Here is a 22,932-nt window from a genome sequence, read left to right on the forward strand (position 1 = left end):
TCAGGAGATTCGCATGGCCCAGGGTACCGTCAAGTGGTTCAACGCCGAGAAGGGTTTCGGCTTCATCACCGTCACCGATGGCCAGGACGTCTTCGTCCACTACTCCAACATCGACATGTCCGGATTCCGGGTGCTCGAGGAGGGGCAGACGGTCGAGTTCACCGTCGGTGCCGGCCAGAAGGGCCCGCAGGCCGAGTCGGTCCGCGTCGTCGCCTGACCCCGCGTCGACCCTCCTCCCGCGCGCCCTCGGCGGCGGTTCGGCGCGTGTCGCCGCGCCGGGCGTCGGCGGCTTGCACTCGTCATGCCAGAGTGCCAGAATGAGTTAGCACTCCATCCTCGCGAGTGCTAAAGACTCATCCTCACGTCCGGGAGGGACGACACACTTATGGCAAAGATCATCGCTTTCGACGAGGAGGCCCGCCGCGGCCTCGAGCGTGGCCTGAACATCCTGGCCGACGCCGTCAAGGTGACCCTGGGCCCCCGCGGTCGCAACGTCGTGCTCGAGAAGAAGTGGGGCGCCCCCACGATCACGAACGACGGCGTCTCGATCGCCAAGGAGATCGAGCTCGACGACCCGTACGAGAAGATCGGCGCGGAGCTCGTCAAGGAGGTCGCCAAGAAGACGGACGACGTCGCCGGTGACGGCACGACCACCGCGACCGTCCTCGCCCAGGCGCTCGTTCGCGAGGGCCTGCGCAACGTCGCCGCCGGGGCCGACCCCATCTCGCTCAAGAAGGGCATCGAGAAGGCCGTCAAGGCTCTCTCCGACGAGCTGCTCGCATCGGCGAAGGAGGTCGAGACCAAGGAGGAGATCGCCGCCACGGCATCCATCTCCGCCGCCGACCCCGAGATCGGCGCGCTGATCGCCGAGGCGATCGACAAGGTCGGCAAGGAGGGTGTCGTCACCGTCGAGGAGTCGAACACCTTCGGCACCGAGCTCGAGCTCACCGAGGGCATGCGCTTCGACAAGGGCTACATCAACCCTTACTTCGTCACCGACCCGGAGCGTCAGGAAGCGGTGTTCGAGGACCCGTACATCCTCATCGCGAACCAGAAGATCTCCAACATCAAGGACCTGCTGCCGATCGTCGACAAGGTGATCCAGGAGGGCAAGGAGCTCGTCATCATCGCGGAGGACGTCGAGGGTGAGGCCCTCGCGACCCTCGTGCTCAACAAGATCCGCGGCATCTTCAAGTCGGTCGCCGTCAAGGCTCCCGGCTTCGGCGACCGTCGCAAGGCCCAGCTGCAGGACATCGCGATCCTCACCGGCGGCCAGGTCATCACGGAGGAGGTCGGTCTCAAGCTCGAGAACGCCACCACCGACCTGCTCGGCAAGGCGCGCAAGGTCATCGTCACCAAGGACGAGACCACGATCGTCGAGGGTGCCGGCGAGTCCGCGCAGATCGAGGGTCGCGTGACCCAGATCAAGCGCGAGATCGAGAACACCGACAGCGACTACGACCGCGAGAAGCTGCAGGAGCGCCTCGCCAAGCTCGCCGGCGGCGTCGCCGTCATCAAGGCGGGTGCGGCCACCGAGGTGGAGCTCAAGGAGCGCAAGCACCGCATCGAGGACGCCGTCCGCAACGCGAAGGCGGCCGTCGAGGAGGGCATCGTCCCCGGTGGTGGCGTCGCGCTCATCCAGGCCGGCAAGCGTGCGTTCGAGAAGCTCGAGCTCACGGGCGACGAGGCCACCGGTGCGAACATCGTCAAGGTCGCCATCGAGGCCCCGCTGAAGCAGATCGCGCTGAACGCCGGTCTCGAGCCCGGTGTCGTCGCGAACAAGGTGTCGGAGCTGCCCGTCGGCCAGGGCCTGAACGCGGCCACCGGCGAGTACGTCGACATGTTCGCCGCCGGCATCATCGACCCGGCCAAGGTCACGCGCTCGGCGCTGCAGAACGCCGCGTCGATCGCGGGTCTGTTCCTCACCACCGAGGTCGTCGTCGCCGACAAGCCCGAGAAGGCTGCCGCGCCCGCCGGTGACCCCACGGGTGGCATGGACTTCTGAGTCCGACCCTCATCGGAAAGGCCCCTCCTCGGAGGGGCCTTTCTGTGTTCCCGGATGCCGTCAGCGGAACAGGCCCGCCGCCGCGACCTCGGTCTGCGCGTACTGCGCTCCCGCGTGACCGAGGGCGGTCCCGATGTCGGTGAGGGCGCTCTCCAGCTCGGTCTGCGCGCTGCGCCAGCGATCGACGAGACTCTGGAACGCGACGGCGGCGCCACCGGTCCAGGTGCCCTGGAGCTGGGTGAGCTGACCCAGCATCGCGGCGGTCTCGGCCTGGAGCCGGTCGGCGGTGCCGCGGATCGCACCGGTGGCGGCGAGGACGGCGTCCGCATCGACGCTGAAGGCGGTCATGGGATCTCCTTTCGACGGGGCCCCCACGCTACGCGGCGCGCGTGGCCGCGCGCGGGGCGGGCGCCGCTCCCGTGGACGGCGTCGGGCGCCAGCCGTGCGGGGAGGAGGCGGCGCCCTCAGGAGTCCGCGTGGAGGCGCGGCAGCGGCTGGGTCTCGATGAACAGGTGCTCGGCGGCATCCCGCGCCTGGGCCAGCGGGAAGGCCACCCGGAAGGTCGCGCCGCCGCCGGGCGTCTCGCTGACCACGATGGATCCGTGCAGCGCCTCGACGACGGAGGCGACGATCGAGAGCCCGAGGCCCGAGCCTCCCGTCTCGCGCGTGCGAGAGGTGTCGGCGCGCCAGAACCGCTGGAAGATCTTGTCGCGGAGCTGGGGCGGGATGCCGTCGCCGTGGTCGATGACCGAGATCCAGCCCATGCCCGCCGGCTCGTCGACGCCCACGGCCAGCTCCACCGGCGAGCCCTCCGGCGTGTAGCGGCGGGCATTGCCCAAGAGGTTCGCCACCACCTGGCGGATGCGGTTCTCGTCGCCGAGCACGATGGGCTCCCTCGCCGCCAGAACGGGAGGCCGTTCCGCCGGCGCGGGCGTGCCGGTCTCTTCGCCCGGGCGCGGGCGCCGACGCAGCAGCGCGCCGATCGCGGCCGTCGGCGGACGGCGCCGCGTCGGCGAGCTGCTCGTCGGGGGAGCGGATGCGGGGCGCAGCAGTCGCGGCGCGGGAGCGTCGTCCAGGAACGACACCGTCCGCTCCGGCGCGGTCGCCCGGGCATCGAGCACCGCGTCGCGCGCGATCGGGCGCAGGTCGACGGGGGCGACGACGATGTCGCGGCGCTCGTCGAGGCGGGCGAGGGCGAGGAGGTCCTCGACGAGGCCGCCCATCCGGATCGCCTCCTTCTCGATGCGCTCCATGGACTGCGCCGTCTGCTCGTCGCCCGAGATCGCGCCCATCCGGTACAGCTCCGCATAGCCGCGCACGGTCACGAGCGGGGTGCGCAGTTCGTGGCTGGCATCGCCGATGAAGCGTCGCATCTGCAGCACGGTCGCATCGCGCTGCCCGAGGGCGTGGTCGACCCGGTCGAGCATCGCATTGATGGCCGTCTTGAGCTTGCCCACCTCGGTGCCCGGGGCGATGTCGCCCATGCGCTGACCGAAGTCGCCGCGTGCGATCGACATGGCCGTCTGCTCGACCTGTCCGAGACTGCGGAACGCGAGCGTCACGAGCCACCGGGTCAGCAGGGCGCTCGCGAGGATCGTCAGGATAGCGAGGATGCTGTAGATGCCGACGAAGCTGGCCACGGTCTGGGTGACGGGAGTCAGCGGCAGCGCGAGCAGCTGCACGTTGTTCTCCCGCGCCCCCGGGATCTGCAGCACGTCCACGGCGGCGTGGTACACCGTCTCGCCGTCGGCGGAGAACAGCTCGAACGGTGCTGTGCCCTGCATGAGCGTCCGATCGAGACCGAAGGTCGCCGGGAACACCGGACCGTCGCTCTGGGCCGGCCCGCCGGTGGCCAGCAGGGTGCCGTCCGGGCCGTAGACGGCGATCGAGAACGAGGTGAGCGGCGGATAGTCGGCCGGCTCGAACTGCGCGACGCCCTCGACCACCTCGACGTTGAGCAGGCTGCTGGCCTGATCGAGCGTGACGGTCTGGCTGATCGACTGGTCGCGTTCGGCGATCTGGGCGTTGCGGAGGAAGACGGCCGTTCCGAAACCGGCCGCGAGCAGGCCCACGGTGAGCACCGCGACCGTGACGCCCGTCACCTTGGCGCGCAGGCTGATGCCGCGCCACCACGACGTCAGGCGATCGTTCTTCTTCGCGTGCGCCGCGTACACCCCGTCCACCGTCATGGGCGGGCGGTCAGGAGGACTTGCCGGCCTTCAGCATGTAGCCGAAGCCGCGCTTGGTCTGGATGAGCGGCTCCGACGAGTACGGGTCGATCTTGCGACGCAGGTAGGAGATGTAGCTCTCGACGATGCCGGCATCGCCGTTGAAGTCGTACTCCCACACGTGATCGAGGATCTGCGCCTTGCTGAGCACCCGGTTCGGGTTGAGCATCAGATAGCGCAGCAGCTTGAACTCGGTCGGCGACAGATCGATGGAGACGTCGCCGACGGTCACGTCGTGCGTGTCCTGGTCCATCGTGAGCTCACCGGCACGGATGGTGGACTCCTCGTCGGCCTGCATCGTACGGCGCAGGATGGCCTGCAGACGCGCGACGATCTCGTCCAGCGAGAACGGCTTGGTGACGTAGTCGTCGCCGCCGGCGTTGAGCCCTTCGATCTTGTCCTCGGTCTCGTCCTTCGCCGTCAGGAACAGGATCGGGGCGGTGTATCCCGCGCCCCGCAGACGCTTGGTGACGCTGAACCCGTTCATGTCGGGAAGCATGACGTCGAGGATGATGAGGTCGGGTTCCTCCTCGAGGACGGCCGAGATGGTCTGGGCGCCGTTGGCGACGGCGCGCACCTGATAGCCGGCGAACCTCAGGCTCGTGACCAGCAGGTCCCGGATGTTCGGTTCGTCGTCCACGACGAGGATGCGCGGTGCGGTCATAGGCCCATCCTGGCATCGCAACCCTTCCCTTTGCTGGATATCGGCGAAGATGGATGAATGACGACGCCCGCGCCGCAGGTCCCCGTCCCTCCGTCATCACCGCTGTTCGCACCGCCGATGCCGCCCGTCACGCCGCCGATCGCGCGTCCGGCCCGTGCTCTCCCGGGCGATGCCCTCGTCGGCGGCCTCGCCTTCCACCGGCTGATCTTCGCGCGGCGGCGCTCGGGCTGGTGGACGCCGCTGGTCACCGGCATCCTGGGCCTGGCGATCTACGTCGCCTTCCTCGTGTTCGCCATGGTCGTCGTCGGCATCGCGCTGTTCCGCGACCCGGAGCGGCTGGACAGCCTCGCGCGCCTGGGCCAGTCGGGCGGCGTCGACATGGGCGACCCGCTGATGGTCGCGATCCTGCTCGGCACGATCGCCCTGATGCTGCCGGCCTACATTCTGGCGTCGCTGATCGTGAACGGGCGGCGCCTCGGGCTCGTCTCGTCGGCCGCGGGCCGGCTGCGCTGGCGATGGATGCTGCTGTGCGGCGCTCTCGCCGTCGGCGTCTCGGCCGTGCTGACCGCGGTGGGGTTCCTGCTCCCCGGCGGCATGGAGGAGCCGGTCGCGGGCGGCCCGGCTCCGACCTGGCCGATCACCGCGGTGGTCGTGCTGCTGCTCGTGCCGGTGCAGGCGGCCGCGGAGGAGTACATCTTCCGCGGATATCTCATGCAGGCCATCGGGCGATGGCTGCGGCATCCGGCGTTCGCCATCCTGCTGCCCGTGCCGCTGTTCGTCCTCGGCCACGGCTACGACGTGCTCGGCCAGATCGGCGTGGGGCTGTTCGCGGTCGCCGCCGGCTGGCTCACGTGGCGCACCGGGGGCCTGGAGGCCGCGATCGCGCTGCACGTGGTGAACAACCTGACGGCGTTCCTGCTGTCGCTCGCGTCGGGATCGAGCCCGACGGAGAGCACGACCGGCATCGTCAGCTTCCTGTGGTCGTTCCTGCTGATCGGCGGCTACGTCGCGGTGGTCGAGTGGGTGCTGGTGCGTCGCCCGCTGCCGCGGACGCTGCTGCTGCCGCCGCCCGCTCCCGCGTGGTGAGCATCCCGCTCGTCGGGGCGTTTCGACTCGCTCCGCTCGCTCAACGACCGGGGGTGCGGTGCGGTTCCGGTCGTTGAGCGCGGAGCGCAGCGACGGGTCGAATCGCGGTGCGGTTCCGGTCGTTGAGCGAGGGGCGCAGCGACGGGTCGAATCGCGGTGCGGTTCCGGTCGTTGAGCGAGGGGCGCAGCGACGAGTCGAAGCGCGGCGGGGGGCTTCCGGGCGTTGAGCGAGGAGCGCAGCGACGAGTCGAAACGCGGTGCGGTTCCGGGCGTTGAGCGAGGAGCGCAGCGACGAGTCGAAGCGCGGCGGGGGGCGTCCGGTCGTTGAGCGAGGAGCGCAGCGACGAGTCGAAACGCGGTGCGCTACGCGGCGGCGATGCCCTCGGCATCCAGGATCGTGTAGCTGTACCCCTGCTCGGCGAGGAAGCGCTGCCGGTTCTGGGCGAAGTCCTGGTCGACGGTGTCGCGGGCGATGAGCGTGTAGAAGCTGGCGGTGTGCCCGTTCGACTTCGGACGCAACAGGCGGCCCAGACGCTGCGCCTCCTCCTGGCGCGAGCCGAAAGATCCCGACACCTGGATCGCGACCGACGCGTCGGGCAGATCGATCGAGAAGTTCGCGACCTTCGAGACGACCAACACGGGCACGCGGCCCTCCCGGAATGCGGCGAACAGTTCCTCGCGCTCGTCGACGGGCGTCGCGCCGGTGATCTTGGGGGCGTCCAACGCCTCGGCGAGCACGTCGATCTGGTCGAGGTACTGCCCGATCACCAGGATCTGCTCTCCGCTGTGGCGGGCCACGAGGTCCTTCACGACGCCGATCTTGGCGTGCGCGGTGGCGGCCAGGCGGTAGCGCTCGTCATCGGCGGATGCGGCGTATTCGAGGCGGTCGGAGGGCGGCAGGTCCACGCGGACCTCGTAGCAGACGGCGGGGGAGATGAAGCCCTGGGCCTCGATCTCCTTCCACGGCGCGTCGAAGCGCTTGGGGCCGATGAGGCTGAACACGTCGCCCTCGCGGCCGTCCTCGCGCACGAGCGTCGCCGTCAGGCCCAGGCGGCGGCGCGCCTGCAGATCGGCGGTGAGCTTGAACACGGGTGCGGGCAGCAGATGCACCTCGTCGTAGACGATGAGTCCCCAGTCGAGCGCGTCGAGTAGCGCGAGGTGGGCGTACTCGCCCTTCCGCTTCGCCGTCAGGATCTGGTAGGTCGCGATCGTGACCGGCTTGACCTCCTTGGTCTGGCCGGAGTACTCGCCGATCTCCTCGGGCGTCAGCGACGTGCGCTTGAGCAGTTCGTCGCGCCACTGGCGGGCGCTGACGGTGTTGGTCACGAGGATCAGGGTGGTGGTCTTCGTCTCGGCCATCGCGGCCGCGCCGACGAGGGTCTTGCCCGCGCCGCAGGGGAGCACGACGACGCCGGAGCCGCCCTCGCTGAAGATGTCGACCGCCTGGCGCTGATAGGGGCGGAGGGTCCAGCCGTCCTCGTGCAGGTCGATCTCGTGCGGCGTCCCGGGCGTGTAGCCCGCGTGGTCCTCGGCCGGCCAGCCGATCTTCAGCAGCTCCTGCTTGATGTGCCCCCGTGCCCACGCGTCGATGAGGTACGTGTCGGGGGACGGGCGACCGACCAGCAGCGGCTGGATGCGCTTGTTCTTGCCGACCTCGGCGAGCACCGCGGGGTCGGTGCCGCGCAGCACGAGCGCGCCCTCGGCATCCCGCTCGATGACGAGCCGTCCGTAGCGGTTCACGGTCTCGCGGATGTCGATCGACACCGAGGCGGGCACGGGGAAGCGCGACCAGCGATCGAGCGTCGCCAGCATGTCGTCGGCCGTGTGGCCGGCCGCGCGCGCGTTCCACAGCCCCAAGCGCGTGACGCGATAGGTGTGGATGTGCTCGGGTGCGCGCTCGAGCTCGGCGAAGATCGCGAGCTCGTGTCGCGCCGTCTCCGCCTGCGGGTGCGCGACTTCGAGCAGCACGGTACGGTCGCTTTGCACGATGAGGGGGCCGTCAGCCATAGCGTCCCAGTCTACCGGCGTCGGCGCGGGTGCCGGTCGGTCGTCCCGGCGGCGGATGCCGCGGGGTCGCTCAGGCCGTTCCGGCGGGGCGGATGCCGCTGATGCTCGAGACGGGGAGGGTGCGTTCCACGTCGACCGTGCGATCCAGTCCGCGCAGGCGCCCGCCGCCGAGACCGGTGGCCTCGATGATGAACTCGCGGTCGCTGCCGTCGGGCATGCGCACCGCGACCACGATGGTCGCGCGGGCGCGGACGGCCTGGTCGAGCTCACGGCCGAGCCACGCGGCGTCGGCGTCCTCCGACGGTGCGGCGCGCAGGCGGGAGAGCAGGACGGCGTAGGCCTCCTCCCGCGGGGCGGCGGCGGGAGGCGCCGATGCGAGGCGATGGCGGTCGAGGCGGCGTCGCCGTCCGCCGGCATCCACGGCCACCACCGGGTAGCGGGCGTCGGCGATCATCCAGAAGGCCGTGTCGGCTCCGCTGCGGGTCACGAGGTCGGCGCCCTCCGGCACGAGGCCCAGGGGACGCAGGGCCTGGTCGACGGCGAGCGTGCGCAGCAGGGCGTCGTCGTCGCTCGTGACGCGGGTGCGGCCCTCGCTGTCGGGGCCGACGCGGATCGTGCCGTGGGTGCGGGCCGTCCGCTCGATCTCGTAGGCCAGCGGCTGGGGGAGCCCGGTGAGGGACAGCTCCGTGAGGAACTCGCGCAGGGACTCGGCGCTCTCGCCCGAGGTGAGCGCGTCGGCGATCGTCTCCGGCGTGAACCGGTAGGTGGATGCCTGGGCGTGCGATTCGCGGCGGGCGACGGAGCGCAGCCGCATGTCCAGGTGGGGAGCGAGCGGTCCGGGAGCGATGGCCGTCAGGTCGTTCTGCAGGTAGACCCGATCGACCTCGCCCGGGAGCAGCCCCGCCAGGGCGTCGAGATCGAGCGCACCGGTCGTCGGGGTGTCGTCGCCCGCCGCGGCGAAGACGTCGCGCGCCCAGCTCGTCGGGCGGCCGGCATCGTCGAGGAGCGCCCATCGCCCGAGCAGCGCGCGCAGCGCGGCGGCACGCTCGGACCACGCCGAGTCGAACGGGTACGCCGCCGCCCAGGCGTAGGGCGGCAGCCAGCCGCCGCCGCGCCGGCGCACACCGCGCGGGAGCGCGTCCAGCAGCGCCGCCGCGACCTCCGCCCAGCGCGAGAGGGTGTCGCTGTGCAGCCACTGCGCTCCGCGCGGGGTCACCAGCCACGTCTTGTCCTGCCCGGACAGCAGCCCCGTGCGTTCGGCGATCACGACCAGCTCGTCGGCCGCGACGGCGTCGTCGACGATGCCGGCCTCGATCAGGCGGCGCCGGTCGGCGGCGCCGAGCGTGCCGGCGCCGATCCGCCCGAAGGGATGGGCGAGCGCGGCGTGGAGGATGTCGGCGAGCGAGCCGAGCGAGGCGAAGGCCCGCTCCGCGGCGCCGGCATCGTCCGACCCCTCGGCGGCGGGCGGGGCGACGGCGCCGGATGCCGTGGCGACGCCGCGCCGGCGGATCGTCTCCAGAGCGGTGCGCACCGCCGTGTACGGGGTCCCGTCCGCGTCGATCAGGGCGCGCTCGTGGAGCGTGTCGCGCACGGGGCCGGGCGGGACCGGCCCGTCGCCGGAGAGCGCGTCCACCTCGTCGCCGGTCAGCGCGACGAGCGCGCGGTCGAGGGAGGCGGGGTCCAGGAGAGCCTCGGCCGCGTCGAAGGCGTCGTTCCATCCGACGGTGGGGGCGATGTGCCGGGCGGCGAGCAGGCTCGCCAGCGCGTCGTCGCCGCGCTGCACCAGGTGCTGTGCGAGTGCGCGCGCGTCGGAGGCGGTCACGTCAGCGGCCCTTGCCGACCCGGGCCTTCCGGATGAAGGTCATGATGAGCACCGCCATCAGCAGCGCGAAGGCGACGATGGGCGCGATGTAGACGAGGGTGCCGACGAGCGGCCACAGTCCCTGGCCGAAGTCATCGTGCTTCATGCCGGTCGCCGAGCCGATCATGATCGCGACGAAGCAGACGACCGACAGCAGCAGCAGACCCAGGGACATGAACGCGAGGACGCGGTCGATCCGCCGGACCGGGAGATCGTCGGCGGCGCCGGGAGTGCGAGAGGACGAAGAGGGCATCGGGATCACCCTACTGCGTCCCCGCCGCAGTCGTGGTGGTGCCGTAGGCTGGAGACAGGGGCAGAACGCCCCCATGTCACCGCGTCCGCATGTTCGGGCGCCGATGAGCGAGGTCAGTGCGATGCCCACCGGCAAGGTCAGGTTCTACGACGACGAGAAGGGGTTCGGCTTCATCACCACCGATGACGGCCAGGACGTCTTCCTGCACGCCACGGCCCTCCCCGCGGGCACCGAGGGACTCAAGGCCGGCACGCGCCTGGACTTCGGTGTGGCCGACGGCAAGCGCGGGCTGCAGGCCCTCGCGGTCCGGGTGCTCGACGCGCCCGTGAGCCTCGCCAAGCGCAACCGGATGAAGCCGGACGACATGGCCGTCGTGGTCGAAGACCTCGTCAAGCTGCTCGACAAGGTCGGCGGCGATCTCCGCCACGGCCACTACCCCAATGCGGGTCAGGGCAAGAAGGTCGCGGCGATCCTGCGCAAGGTGGCCGATGAACTCGACGCCTGAGTCCGTCGACTCCGGCGCGGCCGAGCCGGAGGGCTCGGCTCCCGTCGTCGCCGACGAGCGTCTGCTCGCGGCTCACGACCTGGCGCTCGCCGCGCTGTCGGAGATCACCCCCGCCGCCACGGTGGGCGCCCCCGCGGGCTACACCGTCGAGGACGGCGGCGTCGTGTCGTTGCGGTTCGGCAACACGATGGAGGGCTACCCGGGCTGGTACTGGACGGTGAGCCTCGCCGTGGTCGAGGACGCCGAGCCCACCGTGCTGGAGGCTGAGCTGCTGCCGGGCGCGGGCGCGCTGCTGGCTCCCGAATGGGTGCCGTGGGCGGTGCGACTGGCCGAGTACCAGGCCGCACAGGCGGCGCTGGCCGCCGAGCGCGGTGCCGACGCCGAGGACGACGCGGAGGACGAGGACGGCGTGTCCGATGACGACCTCGACGAGCTGGACGACGAGCTCGACGACGTCGACGATCTGGATGCCGCGGACTTCGACGACGACGGGTCGCCGATCCTCCACGCGGGAGACGTCGACGGCGTCGACATCGACGTGCTCGATGACGGCGACGACGACGAGGACGACGACGAGGGCTGAGGCCGCTCCGGCCCGCCCTCGCCGCAGACGCTCACCCCACGGGTGACACGCCGCCCCGGCGGGACTCAGCCGTGCGTGTGCGCGATCGTGTAGTCGATCGCCTTGATCAGCTGACGCACGTCGTCGGGCTCGATCGAGACGAAGGTGGCGATCCGCAGCTGGTTGCGGCCGAGCTTGCGGTACGGCTCGGTGTCGACGATGCCGTTGGCGCGCAGGCTCGCGGCGATGGCCGCGGCATCCACGGTCTCGTCGAAGTCGATCGTGACGACGACCGGCGAGCGGTCGGCGGGGTCGGCGACGAACGGCGTCGCCACGGGCGAGGCCTCGGCCCACGCGTACAGCGCGCTCGACGACTCGGCGGTGCGCGCGGCGGCCCAGCCCAGTCCGCCGTTGCCGTTGATCCACTCGAGCTGCTTGTCGAGCAGGATCAGCGTCGCCACGGCGGGCGTGTTGAGCGTCTGGTTCAGTCGCGAGTTGTCCAGGGCGTTCTTCAGGCTCAGGAACTCGGGGATGTAGCGACCGGATGCCGCCACGCGCTCGATCCGCTCGATCGCCGCGGGGGAGACGGCGGCGAACCAGAGCCCGCCGTCGGAGCCGAGGTTCTTCTGCGGCGCGAAGTAGTAGACGTCGGTCTGCGAGACCGCGAAGTTGATGCCGCCCGCGGCGCTCGTGGCGTCGATCACCGTGAGCGCGCCGTCATCGCCCGCGACGCGAGCGATCGGCGCCGCGACGCCGGTGGAGGTCTCGTTGTGGGGCCACGCGTATACGTCCACGCCCTCGACGGCCTCGGCGACCGTGCGGGTGCCGGCATCCGCCTTGCGGACGTCGGGCGCCTCGAGCCACGGCGCCGCCGCGGCCGCGGCGAACTTCCCGCCGAACTCGCCGAAGACGAGGTTCTGCGCGCGGCGTTCGATCAGGCCGAACGCGGCGGCGTCCCAGAAGGCGGTGGAGCCGCCGTTGCCGACGATGATCTCGTAGCCGTCGGGCAGACGCAGCAGGTCGCTGAGTCCCATCCGCACCTGGCCGACCAGGCTCTTGATCGGAGCCTGGCGGTGCGAGGTGCCCATGAGCACCGAGCCGGGACCGGCCAGGGCAGCCAGCTGCTCCGGGCGGATCTTGGACGGTCCGCAACCGAAGCGACCGTCGGCGGGCAGGATCTCGCGGGGCAGCGTGACGTGGGCCATGCTCCCGATTCTAGGGTGAGCGCGGGGGCGGCCCCGCCGGGACGCCGTGAGAAACGGATAGGCTGGCAGTACACCCACGAACGCGCACCGAGGCCTGCCACATGACCGATCTGATCGACACCACCGAGATGTACCTGCGTACGATCCTCGAGCTCGAGGAGGAGGGCATCGTCCCCCTGCGTGCGCGCATCTCCGAGCGCCTCGGGCACTCCGGGCCCACGGTGTCGCAGACGGTGGGACGCATGGAGCGCGACGGCCTCGTGGTCGTCTCCGACGACCGCTCGCTCGAGCTGACCATCACCGGCCGGCAGAAGGCGGTGGACGTGATGCGCAAGCACCGCCTCGCCGAGCGCCTGCTGAGCGATGTGATCGGCCTGGACTGGGCCTACGTCCACGAAGAGGCCTGCCGCTGGGAGCACGTGATGAGCGAGCTGGTCGAGCGCCGGCTCATCGAGCTGCTCGGTCACCCCACCGAATCGCCCTACGGGAACCCGATCCCCGGGCTGGACCAGCTGGGCGACGTGCCGGCGCGCACCTTCCACGACGGGGTCGTCGGCCTGGTGCGGCTGCTCAACGAGACCGGCGGGCCCGTCAGCGGGACCGTGCGCCGACTCGCGGAGCCGGTGCAGGTCGACCCCGAGCTGCTCGACCAGCTGCGCGACGCGGGCGTGGTGCCGGGCGGGGTCGGAGAGTTCCGTTTCAGCGAGGGCTACGTGCTCGTCCAGATGGCCGGCAAGCCCGACGGACTCGAGCTGCCGGTCGAGGTCGCCTCGCACATCTTCCTCGTCGACGCGGTCCCGCAAGCCTGAGCATCGCCAGGGAAGGGCCTGCGTACGAAGAACTCTGCGTGACTTATTCGTTACCTTCCGCTAGCCTCGAAAAGTCCACGTGGCGAGAAGCCCGCCACGGACCTCCGCACGGATTGCCTCATCGGTTCGTCGTTCGCGCGGTGAAGCCCGTACATCTGTGCCCTGACACCGAGTGCCGACGAACCAGCATCCTGCCTCCGGGGAGGACTGCAGAGGCGCCGGAGGACAATTGGCTGATCAGTTCGACCCGTCGCAGGAGAAACCCGAGTCCGAAGCGACGACACCCACTCTCCGGAGCCGCGCGCGCCGTTTCACGCTCGCCCGCTCCGCATCCACCTCTCCCGCCGTCCGCGCAGACGCCGCCGCGACCCCCGCACCGGCACGACGTGCACGCCGCACGGGTCACCCCGTGCGCAGCTTCGTGACGGTCGCCGCCGTCGGCGGCCTCATCGCCACCGTCGCCATCGTGCCCGCGTTCGCCGCCACGAGCTCCGGCTCGGCGGAAGCCGTCACGCTGCAGCAGGTGGCCGCCGAGAACGCGCAGTCGCTCGTCATCGCCTCCGAGGCCACGCCCACGGCCCTCGCGCGCGACAGCTACTCGGCCACCACGCCGGAGGAGATCCAGACCAAGAAGGACGAGGATGCCGCGAAAGCCGCGGCCGCTGCGCGGATCGCGGCGGCATCCACGGCGTCCGCCGTCTACTCCGGATCGCTCGCCGAGACCATCGCGCCCGCCGGCTCCGTCGTGCGCCCGCTGCCGTTCTTCAACAACTTCGGCGAGCCCTACGCGGGGCACAAGGGCACCGACTACATGGTCGACCGCTACACACCGATCTACGCGATCGCGGACGGCGTCGTGGTCGAATCGACCGAAGATGGCCCCGGCTGGGGCGTCTACGTGAAGATCGCCCACAACATCGGCGGCAACACCGTCACGTCGCTGTACGCGCACATGTCCTACGGCACCCGCCGTGTCGTCGTCGGCGACACCGTGCGGGCCGGCCAGATCATCGGCCAGGTCGGCGACACCGGTCGTGCCTACGGCACGCACCTGCACCTGGAGATCTACGTGAACGGGTCGTGGACCAACGCCGAGGACTTCCTCGTCGCGAACGTCCGCTGATCGCGCATGAACGGATGCCGCGTGTCGCGGCCCGGTGACCGGGCCCGACACGCGGCATCCGTTCATCTGCCATTCGCCCGCGTCGTCGCTGCGTGCATTAGCCTGATCCCGACGCTCGCACAGCCGAGGGGGAGCCGCATGGACACAGGACCTCGCATTCGAACCGTGAATGCGCTCGGCCGCTATGTCCTTCGGCATCGTGTGCACGACTGCCGCGACATTCGTCGCGGGTTCAAGGCGCTGTCTTCATGACAGCGCCTTTTTTCGTGCCTGCGCCGCCCCGTCCGTGCCGCGTCGACAACGGAGAGCCGTCGAAGCCATCGACGGCCGTTCGAGAGGAACGCGCATGCGCACACTGGTGCTGAACGCCGGATACGAACCCCTGGCCGTCGTCTCGTTCAAGAGAGCCCTCGTGCTCGTGATGAACGAGAAGGCGACCGTCATCGAGCGCATCGACGGAAATCCCGTGTGGGGGATCCGTGGCTCGTGCGACCGTCCGGCGGTGATCGTGCTCACACGGTACGTGCGCGTGCCGGGGGCCCGTCGCGTGCCGGTGACCCGACGCGGCGTGCTGCGTCGGGACGCCCACCGCTGCGCGTACTGCGGCAAGAGCGCGACCACGATCGATCACGTCCTGCCGCGCTCGCGCGGGGGCGCCGACTCGTGGGAGAACCTCGTGGCCGCGTGCCTGCGCTGCAACAACATGAAGGGCGACCGCACCCCGCAGGAGATGGGCTGGGAGCTGCGCTGGCCGCCCCAGCCGCCCCGCGGCCCGCAGTGGACGGTGCGCGGCACCGAGCGCTCCGAGCCGGCCTGGGAGCCGTATCTGTCGCTGGCCGCCTGACCCCGGTCAGCCGGGCAGGGCCTCCGACCTCCACCCGTCGCCCACGCGCGTGTAGGCGAGGCGGCGGCTCGCCGCGGCCGGGTTCGACACCCAGAACACGAGGCGATGGGGCGTCACGGCGTAACCCGCCCAGGTCTCGGGCGGCGTGAAGGCGGGGTGCTCGGCGCCGCCGTGGGCGGCGAGGAACGCGCTCCACTGTGCGCGCCGCTCGGCGAGCGGCAGAGGCGCATACGCGGCGGTGTTCTGCCAGGCGAGCTGCTGGAGGTAGGGCGATCGACGCCGGTAGGCCTCGTCCGACTCCTCACGCGGCGACCGCGTCGCGGTGCCCTGCACGACCAGCTGGCGGGTGAAGCCCGGCCACAGGAGGGTGAGGGCGACGCCGGGGGAGGCCGCCAGCTCGGCGGCCTTGCGGCTGTCGGCATCGGTGTGGAAGAAGAACCGTTCGCCGTCGAAGTCGCTGAGCATGGTCGTGCGCGCGTCGGGGATGCCGTCCAGCCCGATGGTCGACACCGTCATCAGCAGGCGGTCCTCGCCCGGCGCGGGCAGCCAGTCGGCGGCGAGGGCGAGGGGATCGCTCCACGCGACATCCGACTGCACCGGGTCGCTGTCGTGGGCGATCACGACGGGAGCGGGAGGGATGCCGGGGGCGTACGACGCGGTCATCCGAACACGAACCCGTCGATCTCGGCGAGGGCCTCGCAGACGAAGTCCACGCCCCGGTCGTACAGCTCCTTGCCGTGCGCCGCGTTGGCGCCCGTCGCGTCGCCGATCACGCCCTCGGGGCCGAAGTCGTCGCTCGTCCACCCGAACATGACCGGCTTGCGGTTGAAGCCGATGTGGGTGAGGCCGGCGATGTGCTCCGGGACGTTCCGGGCGGGCATGTCGGGGGCGACGAGGTGGGGGGCCAGGTGCATGACCAGCGACGTCTCGGAGAAGCCGCCGTGGATGCCCTGTCCCTTCTCGTCGGGGCGGCCGTCGATGCCGTCGCCGGCCCCTCCGGCGGTCGCGGGCATCGAGAAGGTGCGCAGACCGAAGCGTCGACGCAGCTCGCGGTTGGCCCAGCCGAGCAGCATGACGTTGCCGCCGTGGCCGTTGACGAACACGACCGTCTTGGCCGGCGTCATCGCGATCGAGCGGCCGATGTCGACGAGCTGGTCGAGCACGGTCGTGCCCTCGAGCCAGATGGTGCCGGGCGCCCAGTGGTGCTCGTCGGACTTGGCGTAGCTGATCGTCGGCAGCACCCAGGCGTCGATCCCCGCGGACGCGACGCGCGCGACGGCCGCCGTCGCGATGGTCTCGGCGACCAGCGCGTCGGTGCGCAGCGGCAGGTGCGGACCATGATGCTCGATCGCGCCGATGGGCACCACGGCGATCGAGCGCTCGGTCAGCAGCGCCGTGAGCGCGGGGCCGGACAGGTCCGCCCAGTGGCGAGACGTCGGGGTGAAGGGGAACTCGCCGGTCATCGGATCGCCCCCTTCACGGGTCCGCCGTAGGCGGGATCGAGCTTGCCGGGGTTGAGCAGCCCCCGCGGGTCGGTCGTCCGGGCGAGCTGCACCGTCTCGGAGAGGCGGAAGTCGACGTTCCACTGGTGGGGGCTGTGCACGCCGACTCCGAGCGCGGTCAGGGCCGCGATGCCGTCGGCGACCTGCTCCGGGCTCTCGTAGACCCCCGCGAGCATGCCGATGGGACGCGTCGCGGTCGCCTCGATGTGCAGGTGCGCGCCCGGGTAGACCGCCATGACCTCGTCGTGACGGTCGATGAGGGCGTCTCCGCCGACCTCGACGTGGAAGTACACGCCGGGCTCGGACTTCTGCAGCCACTCGATCGGATGGTTGTAGCTCAGCACCGAGATGGCCGCCGACACCTGGGGGCCCTCCCGCACCTCTTCGATGCGCCCGCCCGCCGCGGTGATGAGGGCGGTCGCCTCGTCGACGAGGGATGCGTCGATGATCGTCCGCAGCGAGCTGCGCCCCTCGGGGAACGCGGGGTCGGGCGGCAGCTGGGCGGACACGTGCGGGTCGTCCGCGGAGACGAGCCGGGGGAAGGGGCGGAGGGCGGCGAGTCGCTGCAGCACCGACATCGAGCCGGTGAAGTCGTCGAACGACGCGTACAGGCCCCGCCAGTCGTTCATCGGCTCCAGACGCACCGTCGCCCGCGCGATGATGCCGGCCGTGCCGTAGTTGTGCACGAACCCGAGGGCATCGTCACCCTCCACGTGCACCAGTTCACCGCCGGATGCCGGGGTCACGACGTCCAGGGCGAGCACGAAGCCCTCGTGGTTGCTGCCGTGCGCGATCGAGCCGGTGCCGCCCGAGCCACCCGAGATGAACCCGCCCACCGTCGAGTGCACGGTCGAGGGGTACATCCACAGCTGCTGGCCGTGCTGGCGGGCCGCCTGCTCGAGCGCGGCCATGGGCGCACCGGCCTCGGCCGTGATCCACCCGTCGCCCACCTCGACGATGCCGCGGGCGCGCGAGGTGTCCAGCACCAGGCCGCCGGACATCGGGATCGCCTGACCGTAGTTCCCGGTGCCCTTGCCTCGAGGCGTCACGGGGGCGCCGTGCGCGACGGCGACGCGCACGACGTCGGCGATCTGCTGCGCGTCGGCGGGGAACGCGACGAGGTCGGCGACGCCGAGGGGCAGCTGTTCGGCGATGATCGGCGACATCCGGGCGCCGTCGACCGAGGCCTTCTCCCGCTGCCGGGGGTCGCTGGAGACGCCCCGGATGCCGAGGACGGCCGCCAGGTCCGCCTCGAGGGCCGCGTAGTCGGGGGAGGCCGCGGCAACGAGAGCCGCGGGTTCGAGCATGTCGGTGGGTGTCGCGCCGGTCATCTCGGTTTCCTTTCGTGTGTCATAGTCTTCACTCATGTCCGATGCCGCCTCGTCGCGCCGCCGTGCCGCCGACGCGCCCCTGGCCGACGACGGCCCGGCCTCGGCGGCCCGCGCGCTCGGTGCGCGGATCCGCGCGCTCCGCCAGCGCCGCGGGATGACGCTCACTCAGGTGGCGGCGCAGGCCGAGCTGTCGCACTCGTTCCTCAGCCAGGTCGAGCGCGGGCTCGAGCGGATGAGCATGACCTCGCTGTTCCGGGTCGCCCAGGCGCTCGGCACGACCCAGCAGGCCCTGCTCACGGACGACGCCGACGCGGCGGTGCGCACCCAGGGGGAGTTCCACGTCTTCCGCGCGAGCGAGGCGACGCCGCTGGATGCCGGGGGCAGCCCTCTGCGCGTGCTCGCGCGCGACCACCCGCGCTTCGTGCCGATGGTCATGTCGGGGACGTTCTCGGAGGACCTGTGGTGGGTCCACGACGAAGAAGAGTTCGTCTACGTGCTCGAGGGTCGCCTCGTCGTCGTGCTGGAGGATCAGGAGTTCGCCCTCGAGGTCGGCGACGCCGTGTATTACCACGGCGGCATACGCCACCGGTGGCGTACCGAACCGGGCGAGTCGACGCGCGTGCTGACCGTCAAAGAAGGCAGCGCCGGAGCGCACTGACCCGCTCACGTCCCGCCTCCGAGCTCTCGGGCCACCGTGGCGAGGTCGGCGGCGTAGGAGACCTCCTCGCCCAGACGGGCACCGCCGGCGATGACGACGCCGCCGACGAGACCGGTGTCGAGGAGTGCGCGGCCGTATTCGACGGCCAGGCGGATCCCCTCGGTGCGCACGTCCCGCGCCGCGAAGAGACGGTCGATGAAGCCCCGCGGCAGCTTCGCGGCGTGGAAGGAGGCGAGCAGTCCCGCCCCGTCGCGGTCGATCACCAGGGGAACGCCCGGGAGCACCGGAGCGGTGGCGCCCGCCGTGCGGCACTGCGTGACGAAGTCGGCTACCTCCTCGGCATCCCCGGCGTACTGCGTGAGGCACAGCCGACCGCCCGCGCGCTGCTTCTGCGCCACCCGGGCGCCGCGCTCGGCGACGGGCGGTGCCGCGGGGGACTCCGCGAACGAGGTGAGCAGGCCGAGGGCTCGTGCGCGGGGCAGCATCGTCGTGGATTCGAGATCGAAGACGGGTCGCGCGTCGGCCCGGTCGCCCGTCTGCGTGTGGTCGCCGGTGACGCAGTGCACCCCGGCCACCCCCAGTGCGCGCAGCGACAGCAGCTCGCGCTCGAGCGCGGTGCGATTGCGGTCGCGTGCGTTGAAGCCCATCCACAGCCGCAGGCCCGTCGCCGCGATGAGCGCGGCCCGGTACGACGGCGGGAACTGCACGCGCGAGCGTCCGGCATCGCCGGAGAGCACGGCATCCACGCTGCCGGACAGGGCGTCGGCGGTGGGGCGGACGGCGTCGGAGCGCAGCGCGCGCACCGGGAACCCCGTGAACACCAGCGGTCGACGCTGAGCGATCTCGGCTACCTCGCGCCCCGCGGCCGTCGTCACCGCGTCGACCGGGTCGCGGTCGACGGGAGCGTCGCCGTTCCCGTCCCAGCGCACGGGAAGGTCGCGCCGGAGGAAGACGCAGGGCGTCGGATCGACCTCGCAGGTGCCGTCGGGGTTCACGCCCCCGCAGGGGCCGTAGGCCATCGACTTCGGGCACCCCGCGACGCGCGGCGCCGTGCCCGCGGCGAGGCTCATGCCGCGGCCCCCGTCGCCGTCGCGTCGGAGGAAGGGGCGCGGCCCGCGCGCAGGAGCGTCGCGGTGCGCACGATCGCGTCGACCGCGGCCAGGCCGGTCGGGTCGGCCTCGTCGACGACGGCCGACAGGTGCACGCCCACCACTCCCGGCACCGTGAGGGCCTCCCGTGCCGCCGCGACGGCGGCGTGCACGCCCGCGTCGTCGACGGCCGCGGCCGCGGTGACCGCCGTCACGAGCCCCGATGGCAGGCGGACCCCGGGCAGCGCCGCGAGCCGCAGGGCCGCCGATCGCGACGTGATCACGGGCACCGAGGCGACGAGGGGGATGGCTGCGCCGGTCGCGGCCAGCGCTCCGGCGAAGCGGACGAGATCGGACAGGTCCCCGCAGAGGTTCAGGATCGCCAGCTCCGCGCCCGCGCGCGCCTTCAGCGCGAGCCGGACGGGCCGGTAGTCGATCGGCGGTGCGGCGGGCTGCTCGGCCACCGCCACGAACAGGCCCGCGCGGCGGGCGAGGGCAGCCACGCGCGTCGAGTCGAGGTCGAACACCGGCTGGGCGTGCGGGAGCGCGGTCGATGCCGGGTGGTCGCCGGTCACGGCCAGCACGCCCGCGACGCCGAGATCGGCGAGGGCCGCGAGCTCGCCCTCGATCGCGACACGGTTGCGGTCGCGACAGGTGATGCCCGCGATCACGGTGGCGCCGGCGCCGCCGAGCACCAGCGCCTTGTGGGTCGGGCTGAGCGACGCGCGGAGGCCGGGCGGCTCGCCCGCGATCACCGCCGTCAATCCGGCCAGGCGCGCGCCCGCCTCGGCGAGCACGCCGGCATCCGCCGAGCGCACGGGAAGATCGGCGGTGACGAGCAGCCCCTCCGAGACGCGCGTCGCGAAGGCGGCCGCCGCCGTCCGGCGCGGGGAGAGGGGCAGCGCGTCGCCGCTGGGCTCGGCGCTCTCGGGGGCTGCGACGTCGGCGGCGGAGACGTCGAGCGTATGCAGGAGGTCGGGGTCGGCGGCGAACGAGCAGCGGATGCCGGGGACCTCGCAACCGCCGTCGGCGCCGACGCCGCCGCACGGTCCGTAGACCATGCGTTTGGGGCATCGTCGCGACGCATCGCGCAGGCGCAGCTGGACGGTCACGGTGCCTCCTCTCGCGGGTCGCCCGCGTTCGGCGATCCAGGAATCGATGTTGGTCTCGCCAACAATGTCACTGTAGAAGCGCGCCGTTTCGCGGGTGTTACGGTCGCGTATGCGTCGATGTCGCCCCCCGATCGGTGCGGCCGCCCGCCCCTAGAGTGGGCGCATGTCCGCCCCCGATCTCGCATCCGCACGCCTCGACGACTGGCTGGCGGCGCTCGCCGCCCCCGTCCCCGAACCCGGCGGCGGAGCCGCTGCGGGCGTCGTGATCGCGACGGGGGCCGCGCTCGTCGCCATGACCGCCGGCTACGCCGTCGCCCCGCACCGGGACGCGGTGCTCGCGGACGCGACGCGGGCGCGCCGCGACGCGCTGGTCGCCGCGGAGCACGACGGGCGGATGTCGGCGGCGCTGGTCGCCGCCTTCCGCCGTCCCGCCGGTGACGCGGAGCGCCCGGCGGCGATCATCGCCACGACGGTGGCCGCCGCCGAGGCGAGCGCCGCACTGGTCGACGTCGCGGCATCCCTGGGGTCGGCCCTCACGTGGCTCGAAGAGAACGGCGAGCCGCGCGTGGCGCCCGACGTCGCCGTCGCGGCGCGGATGCTCGCGTGCGGCATCCGTGCGACGGCCGTCAACATCCGCTGCGACACGACGAGCGCCCGCGATGCCGGGGCGGAGGTCGAGACGCTCGCGCCGCTGCACGCCGCCCTTGCGGAGGCGCTCGCCGTCGCGCAGCGCTTCGACACGCTCGCCGACCGCGTCACCGCGACACTCTGACGCCCCGACCGACGCGAACGCCCTGCCCCGACGATCGTGGGGCAGGGCGTTCGCGTGCGGACGGTGTCAGTCCATCTTGATCGAGGTGTCGATGAACTCGTTGGTGTAGAGCGCCGACGGGTCGATCGCCGACGCGGCCGCCTGCGTGATGCTGCCGGCCGTGACGAGGAAGGGCGTGAAGTCCTTCACGATCGAGGCCATGCGGTCGGGGTCGAACTGCCCGAAGACGCCGGACGCCTCGTCGTTGGCGACCAGGCCCAGCTCCTTCTGCTGCGCCACCGAGAACTCCGCGACGCCCTCCGAGTAGGTCCAGCCGGTGTCGTACTTCTCGACGAGGTCGAGGATGACCGCGTTGCCGTGCTCCGGCGCGTTCAGGAAGTCGATCTGCGACTGCTGCATGATCGGGACGAGCTTCTTCAGGCAGTCGGCCTTGTCGGTGACATCGGCCTTGCGTACCGCGAGGGGCTCGGGATAGATGTTGTACCCCAGCTCGGACAGCAGCTGGTAGCCGACGTCCTTGCCCCACTGCGAGATCTCGTTCTTGTAGATGTAGGGCTCGGCCGTCGCGAAGCCCTGCTGCAGGATCTTCGGGTCGGACACGAAGCGCTGCGGGGTGCCTTCGTAGCTCGTGTCGATCTGCGACGAGGTGATGATGCCCTGCGACAGCAGCAGGTTGGGGATCACGTCGCCCGACGTGACGATCGGGTCGCCGGCGGCGGCGGCCTCCTTGATCGTCTTGGCGCCGTCGTGGCTGGCGGGGTCCCACATGAGGATCTGCGGGCTGAAGGTCAGCTGCGACGTGACCGCGACGGTCGGCTGGTCGGCGTCGGCGACGATCGCGGCATCCGTGTTGACGGCGCCGATGAGGATGTCGGTGTCGAGGTACATGAGCGCGGGCACCGGCTGGAAGTTGACCGCCGGGCCGCCCGAGCGCACCTCGATCTTCACGCCCGTGTCGGTGCCGTTGACCACGAGCGGGCCGGTCACGGTCTTCTTGTCGGTGTCGACCGTGTACCCGTCTCCCACCAGGTTGTACATGGCGCCGTGCTCCGACTCCGGCTGCCAGTCCTGCTGCATGACGACGGTCGCGGGGCAGACGCTCGCGAGGTCGAGGGGGCCGCCCTTCTCGGCCGCGGTCGCGGCCGAGGTCGTGGCCGGAGCCGCCGCCTCGGTGCTGGAACATCCCGCGACGGCGAACACCGTGACGGCGAGGGTGCCGACGGCGACGCTGCGCGCCATCAGACGACGGGAGAGAAAGGTGGGCTGTGACACGGTGTCCTCCTGGACGGGCTTCGGGTGCGGTGCGGACAGACGGGT

General features: G+C 71.6%; 23 protein-coding genes. 10 read left to right on the forward strand and 13 right to left on the reverse strand.

The window, feature by feature from the left end:
• The first annotated feature begins 13 nt into the window (after positions 1–13).
• Both MHO01S_RS10685 and groL read left to right on the forward strand, forming a co-directional pair.
• Positions 14–217, forward strand: coding sequence for a cold-shock protein (locus MHO01S_RS10685; RefSeq protein ID WP_005051075.1), 204 nt, complete (start codon positions 14–16; stop codon positions 215–217).
• 168 nt (positions 218–385) lie between these two features.
• On the forward strand, positions 386–2,005 hold the full coding sequence (gene groL, locus MHO01S_RS10690; protein ID WP_005051072.1) for a chaperonin GroEL: 1,620 nt from the start codon (positions 386–388) through the stop codon (positions 2,003–2,005).
• A 60-nt stretch (positions 2,006–2,065) separates the two neighbouring features.
• Here groL and MHO01S_RS10695 read toward each other — a convergent pair whose 3' ends face one another.
• The 3 genes from MHO01S_RS10695 to MHO01S_RS10705 all read right to left on the reverse strand — a co-directional run bounded on the left by MHO01S_RS10695 (position 2,066) and on the right by MHO01S_RS10705 (position 4,897).
• Positions 2,066–2,353, reverse strand: a complete 288-nt coding sequence (locus MHO01S_RS10695; RefSeq protein WP_060959856.1) for a WXG100 family type VII secretion target — start codon at positions 2,351–2,353, stop codon at positions 2,066–2,068.
• A 116-nt stretch (positions 2,354–2,469) separates the two neighbouring features.
• Positions 2,470–4,194: a sensor histidine kinase gene (locus MHO01S_RS10700; protein WP_061782273.1), complete on the reverse strand. Its 1,725-nt coding sequence runs from the start codon at positions 4,192–4,194 to the stop codon at positions 2,470–2,472.
• 10 nt (positions 4,195–4,204) lie between these two features.
• The gene (locus MHO01S_RS10705) at positions 4,205–4,897 is read right to left on the reverse strand and encodes a response regulator transcription factor (RefSeq protein ID WP_060959854.1); all 693 of its coding nucleotides are present in this window, start codon (positions 4,895–4,897) and stop codon (positions 4,205–4,207) included.
• A gap of 57 nt (positions 4,898–4,954) precedes the next feature.
• On the opposite strand from MHO01S_RS10705, the gene MHO01S_RS10710 reads away from it, so the two are divergent.
• Positions 4,955–5,983: a CPBP family intramembrane glutamic endopeptidase gene (locus MHO01S_RS10710; protein WP_231735105.1), complete on the forward strand. Its 1,029-nt coding sequence runs from the start codon at positions 4,955–4,957 to the stop codon at positions 5,981–5,983.
• A 363-nt stretch (positions 5,984–6,346) separates the two neighbouring features.
• Here the strand turns inward: MHO01S_RS10710 and MHO01S_RS10715 are convergent, their stop codons facing one another.
• The 3 genes from MHO01S_RS10715 to MHO01S_RS10725 form a co-directional block, all read right to left on the reverse strand.
• Complete coding sequence (locus tag MHO01S_RS10715; protein WP_060959853.1) at positions 6,347–7,990, reverse strand: DNA repair helicase XPB; 1,644 nt, start codon at positions 7,988–7,990, stop codon at positions 6,347–6,349.
• Positions 7,991–8,060: 70 nt separating this feature from the next.
• Positions 8,061–9,812, reverse strand: coding sequence for a helicase-associated domain-containing protein (locus MHO01S_RS10720; RefSeq protein ID WP_061782274.1), 1,752 nt, complete (start codon positions 9,810–9,812; stop codon positions 8,061–8,063).
• A gap of 1 nt (position 9,813) precedes the next feature.
• Positions 9,814–10,104, reverse strand: coding sequence for a hypothetical protein (locus MHO01S_RS10725; RefSeq protein WP_060959179.1), 291 nt, complete (start codon positions 10,102–10,104; stop codon positions 9,814–9,816).
• A gap of 121 nt (positions 10,105–10,225) precedes the next feature.
• Here MHO01S_RS10725 and MHO01S_RS10730 point away from each other — a divergent pair, with 121 nt between their 5' ends.
• Positions 10,226–10,609 carry a cold-shock protein gene (locus tag MHO01S_RS10730; protein WP_060959180.1) on the forward strand — a complete coding sequence of 128 codons (384 nt, stop codon included), beginning with the start codon at positions 10,226–10,228 and terminating at the stop codon, positions 10,607–10,609.
• The gene (locus MHO01S_RS10735) at positions 10,593–11,192 is read left to right on the forward strand and encodes a DUF3027 domain-containing protein (RefSeq protein WP_061782275.1); all 600 of its coding nucleotides are present in this window, start codon (positions 10,593–10,595) and stop codon (positions 11,190–11,192) included. Before MHO01S_RS10730 ends, MHO01S_RS10735 begins: the two co-directional genes overlap by 17 nt.
• Positions 11,193–11,257: 65 nt before the next feature.
• On the opposite strand, the gene serC is transcribed toward MHO01S_RS10735, so the two are convergent.
• Positions 11,258–12,376, reverse strand: coding sequence for a phosphoserine transaminase (gene serC / locus MHO01S_RS10740; RefSeq protein WP_061782276.1), 1,119 nt, complete (start codon positions 12,374–12,376; stop codon positions 11,258–11,260).
• A 101-nt stretch (positions 12,377–12,477) separates the two neighbouring features.
• Here serC and MHO01S_RS10745 point away from each other — a divergent pair, with 101 nt between their 5' ends.
• From MHO01S_RS10745 to MHO01S_RS10755, 3 genes are all read left to right on the forward strand, one after another.
• On the forward strand, positions 12,478–13,185 hold the full coding sequence (locus tag MHO01S_RS10745) for an iron-dependent transcriptional repressor DtxR (RefSeq protein ID WP_060959166.1): 708 nt from the start codon (positions 12,478–12,480) through the stop codon (positions 13,183–13,185).
• Between the two features lie 409 nt (positions 13,186–13,594).
• A complete protein-coding gene (locus MHO01S_RS10750; RefSeq protein ID WP_223848874.1) occupies positions 13,595–14,308 on the forward strand; it encodes a M23 family metallopeptidase in 714 nt (237 codons plus the stop codon).
• 346 nt (positions 14,309–14,654) lie between these two features.
• Positions 14,655–15,152 carry an HNH endonuclease gene (locus MHO01S_RS10755; protein WP_060959168.1) on the forward strand — a complete coding sequence of 166 codons (498 nt, stop codon included), beginning with the start codon at positions 14,655–14,657 and terminating at the stop codon, positions 15,150–15,152.
• A gap of 6 nt (positions 15,153–15,158) precedes the next feature.
• Here MHO01S_RS10755 and MHO01S_RS10760 read toward each other — a convergent pair whose 3' ends face one another.
• From MHO01S_RS10760 to MHO01S_RS10770, 3 genes are read right to left on the reverse strand one after another with little or no spacing between them, the layout of a single operon-like run.
• Positions 15,159–15,815, reverse strand: a complete 657-nt coding sequence (locus MHO01S_RS10760) for a pyridoxine/pyridoxamine 5'-phosphate oxidase (RefSeq protein WP_060959169.1) — start codon at positions 15,813–15,815, stop codon at positions 15,159–15,161.
• The gene (locus tag MHO01S_RS10765) at positions 15,812–16,615 is read right to left on the reverse strand and encodes a creatininase family protein (RefSeq protein ID WP_060959170.1); all 804 of its coding nucleotides are present in this window, start codon (positions 16,613–16,615) and stop codon (positions 15,812–15,814) included. Before MHO01S_RS10765 ends, MHO01S_RS10760 begins: the two co-directional genes overlap by 4 nt.
• Entirely contained in the window at positions 16,612–17,985 is a 1,374-nt protein-coding gene (locus MHO01S_RS10770; RefSeq protein WP_231735018.1) for an FAD-binding oxidoreductase, read from the reverse strand. Before MHO01S_RS10770 ends, MHO01S_RS10765 begins: the two co-directional genes overlap by 4 nt.
• Before the next feature lie 34 nt (positions 17,986–18,019).
• Between MHO01S_RS10770 and MHO01S_RS10775 the strand changes: the two genes are divergently transcribed.
• Positions 18,020–18,643 (forward strand): helix-turn-helix domain-containing protein, encoded by a 624-nt coding sequence (locus tag MHO01S_RS10775; protein ID WP_082808072.1) that lies wholly within the window; start codon positions 18,020–18,022, stop codon positions 18,641–18,643.
• 5 nt (positions 18,644–18,648) lie between these two features.
• On the opposite strand, the gene MHO01S_RS10780 is transcribed toward MHO01S_RS10775, so the two are convergent.
• A complete protein-coding gene (locus MHO01S_RS10780) occupies positions 18,649–19,713 on the reverse strand; it encodes a methylenetetrahydrofolate reductase C-terminal domain-containing protein (protein ID WP_061782277.1) in 1,065 nt (354 codons plus the stop codon).
• Positions 19,710–20,843 (reverse strand): methylenetetrahydrofolate reductase C-terminal domain-containing protein, encoded by a 1,134-nt coding sequence (locus MHO01S_RS10785; RefSeq protein ID WP_082808073.1) that lies wholly within the window; start codon positions 20,841–20,843, stop codon positions 19,710–19,712. Before MHO01S_RS10785 ends, MHO01S_RS10780 begins: the two co-directional genes overlap by 4 nt.
• 163 nt (positions 20,844–21,006) lie before the next feature.
• Between MHO01S_RS10785 and MHO01S_RS10790 the strand changes: the two genes are divergently transcribed.
• The gene (locus MHO01S_RS10790) at positions 21,007–21,615 is read left to right on the forward strand and encodes a cyclodeaminase/cyclohydrolase family protein (RefSeq protein ID WP_061782278.1); all 609 of its coding nucleotides are present in this window, start codon (positions 21,007–21,009) and stop codon (positions 21,613–21,615) included.
• A 66-nt stretch (positions 21,616–21,681) separates the two neighbouring features.
• On the opposite strand, the gene MHO01S_RS10795 is transcribed toward MHO01S_RS10790, so the two are convergent.
• A complete protein-coding gene (locus tag MHO01S_RS10795; protein ID WP_060959174.1) occupies positions 21,682–22,887 on the reverse strand; it encodes a hypothetical protein in 1,206 nt (401 codons plus the stop codon).
• Between the last annotated feature and the right edge of the window lie 45 nt (positions 22,888–22,932).

Origin of the sequence: Microbacterium hominis NBRC 15708 (genome assembly GCF_001592125.1) — a bacterium.
Lineage (GTDB): Bacteria > Actinomycetota > Actinomycetes > Actinomycetales > Microbacteriaceae > Microbacterium > Microbacterium hominis.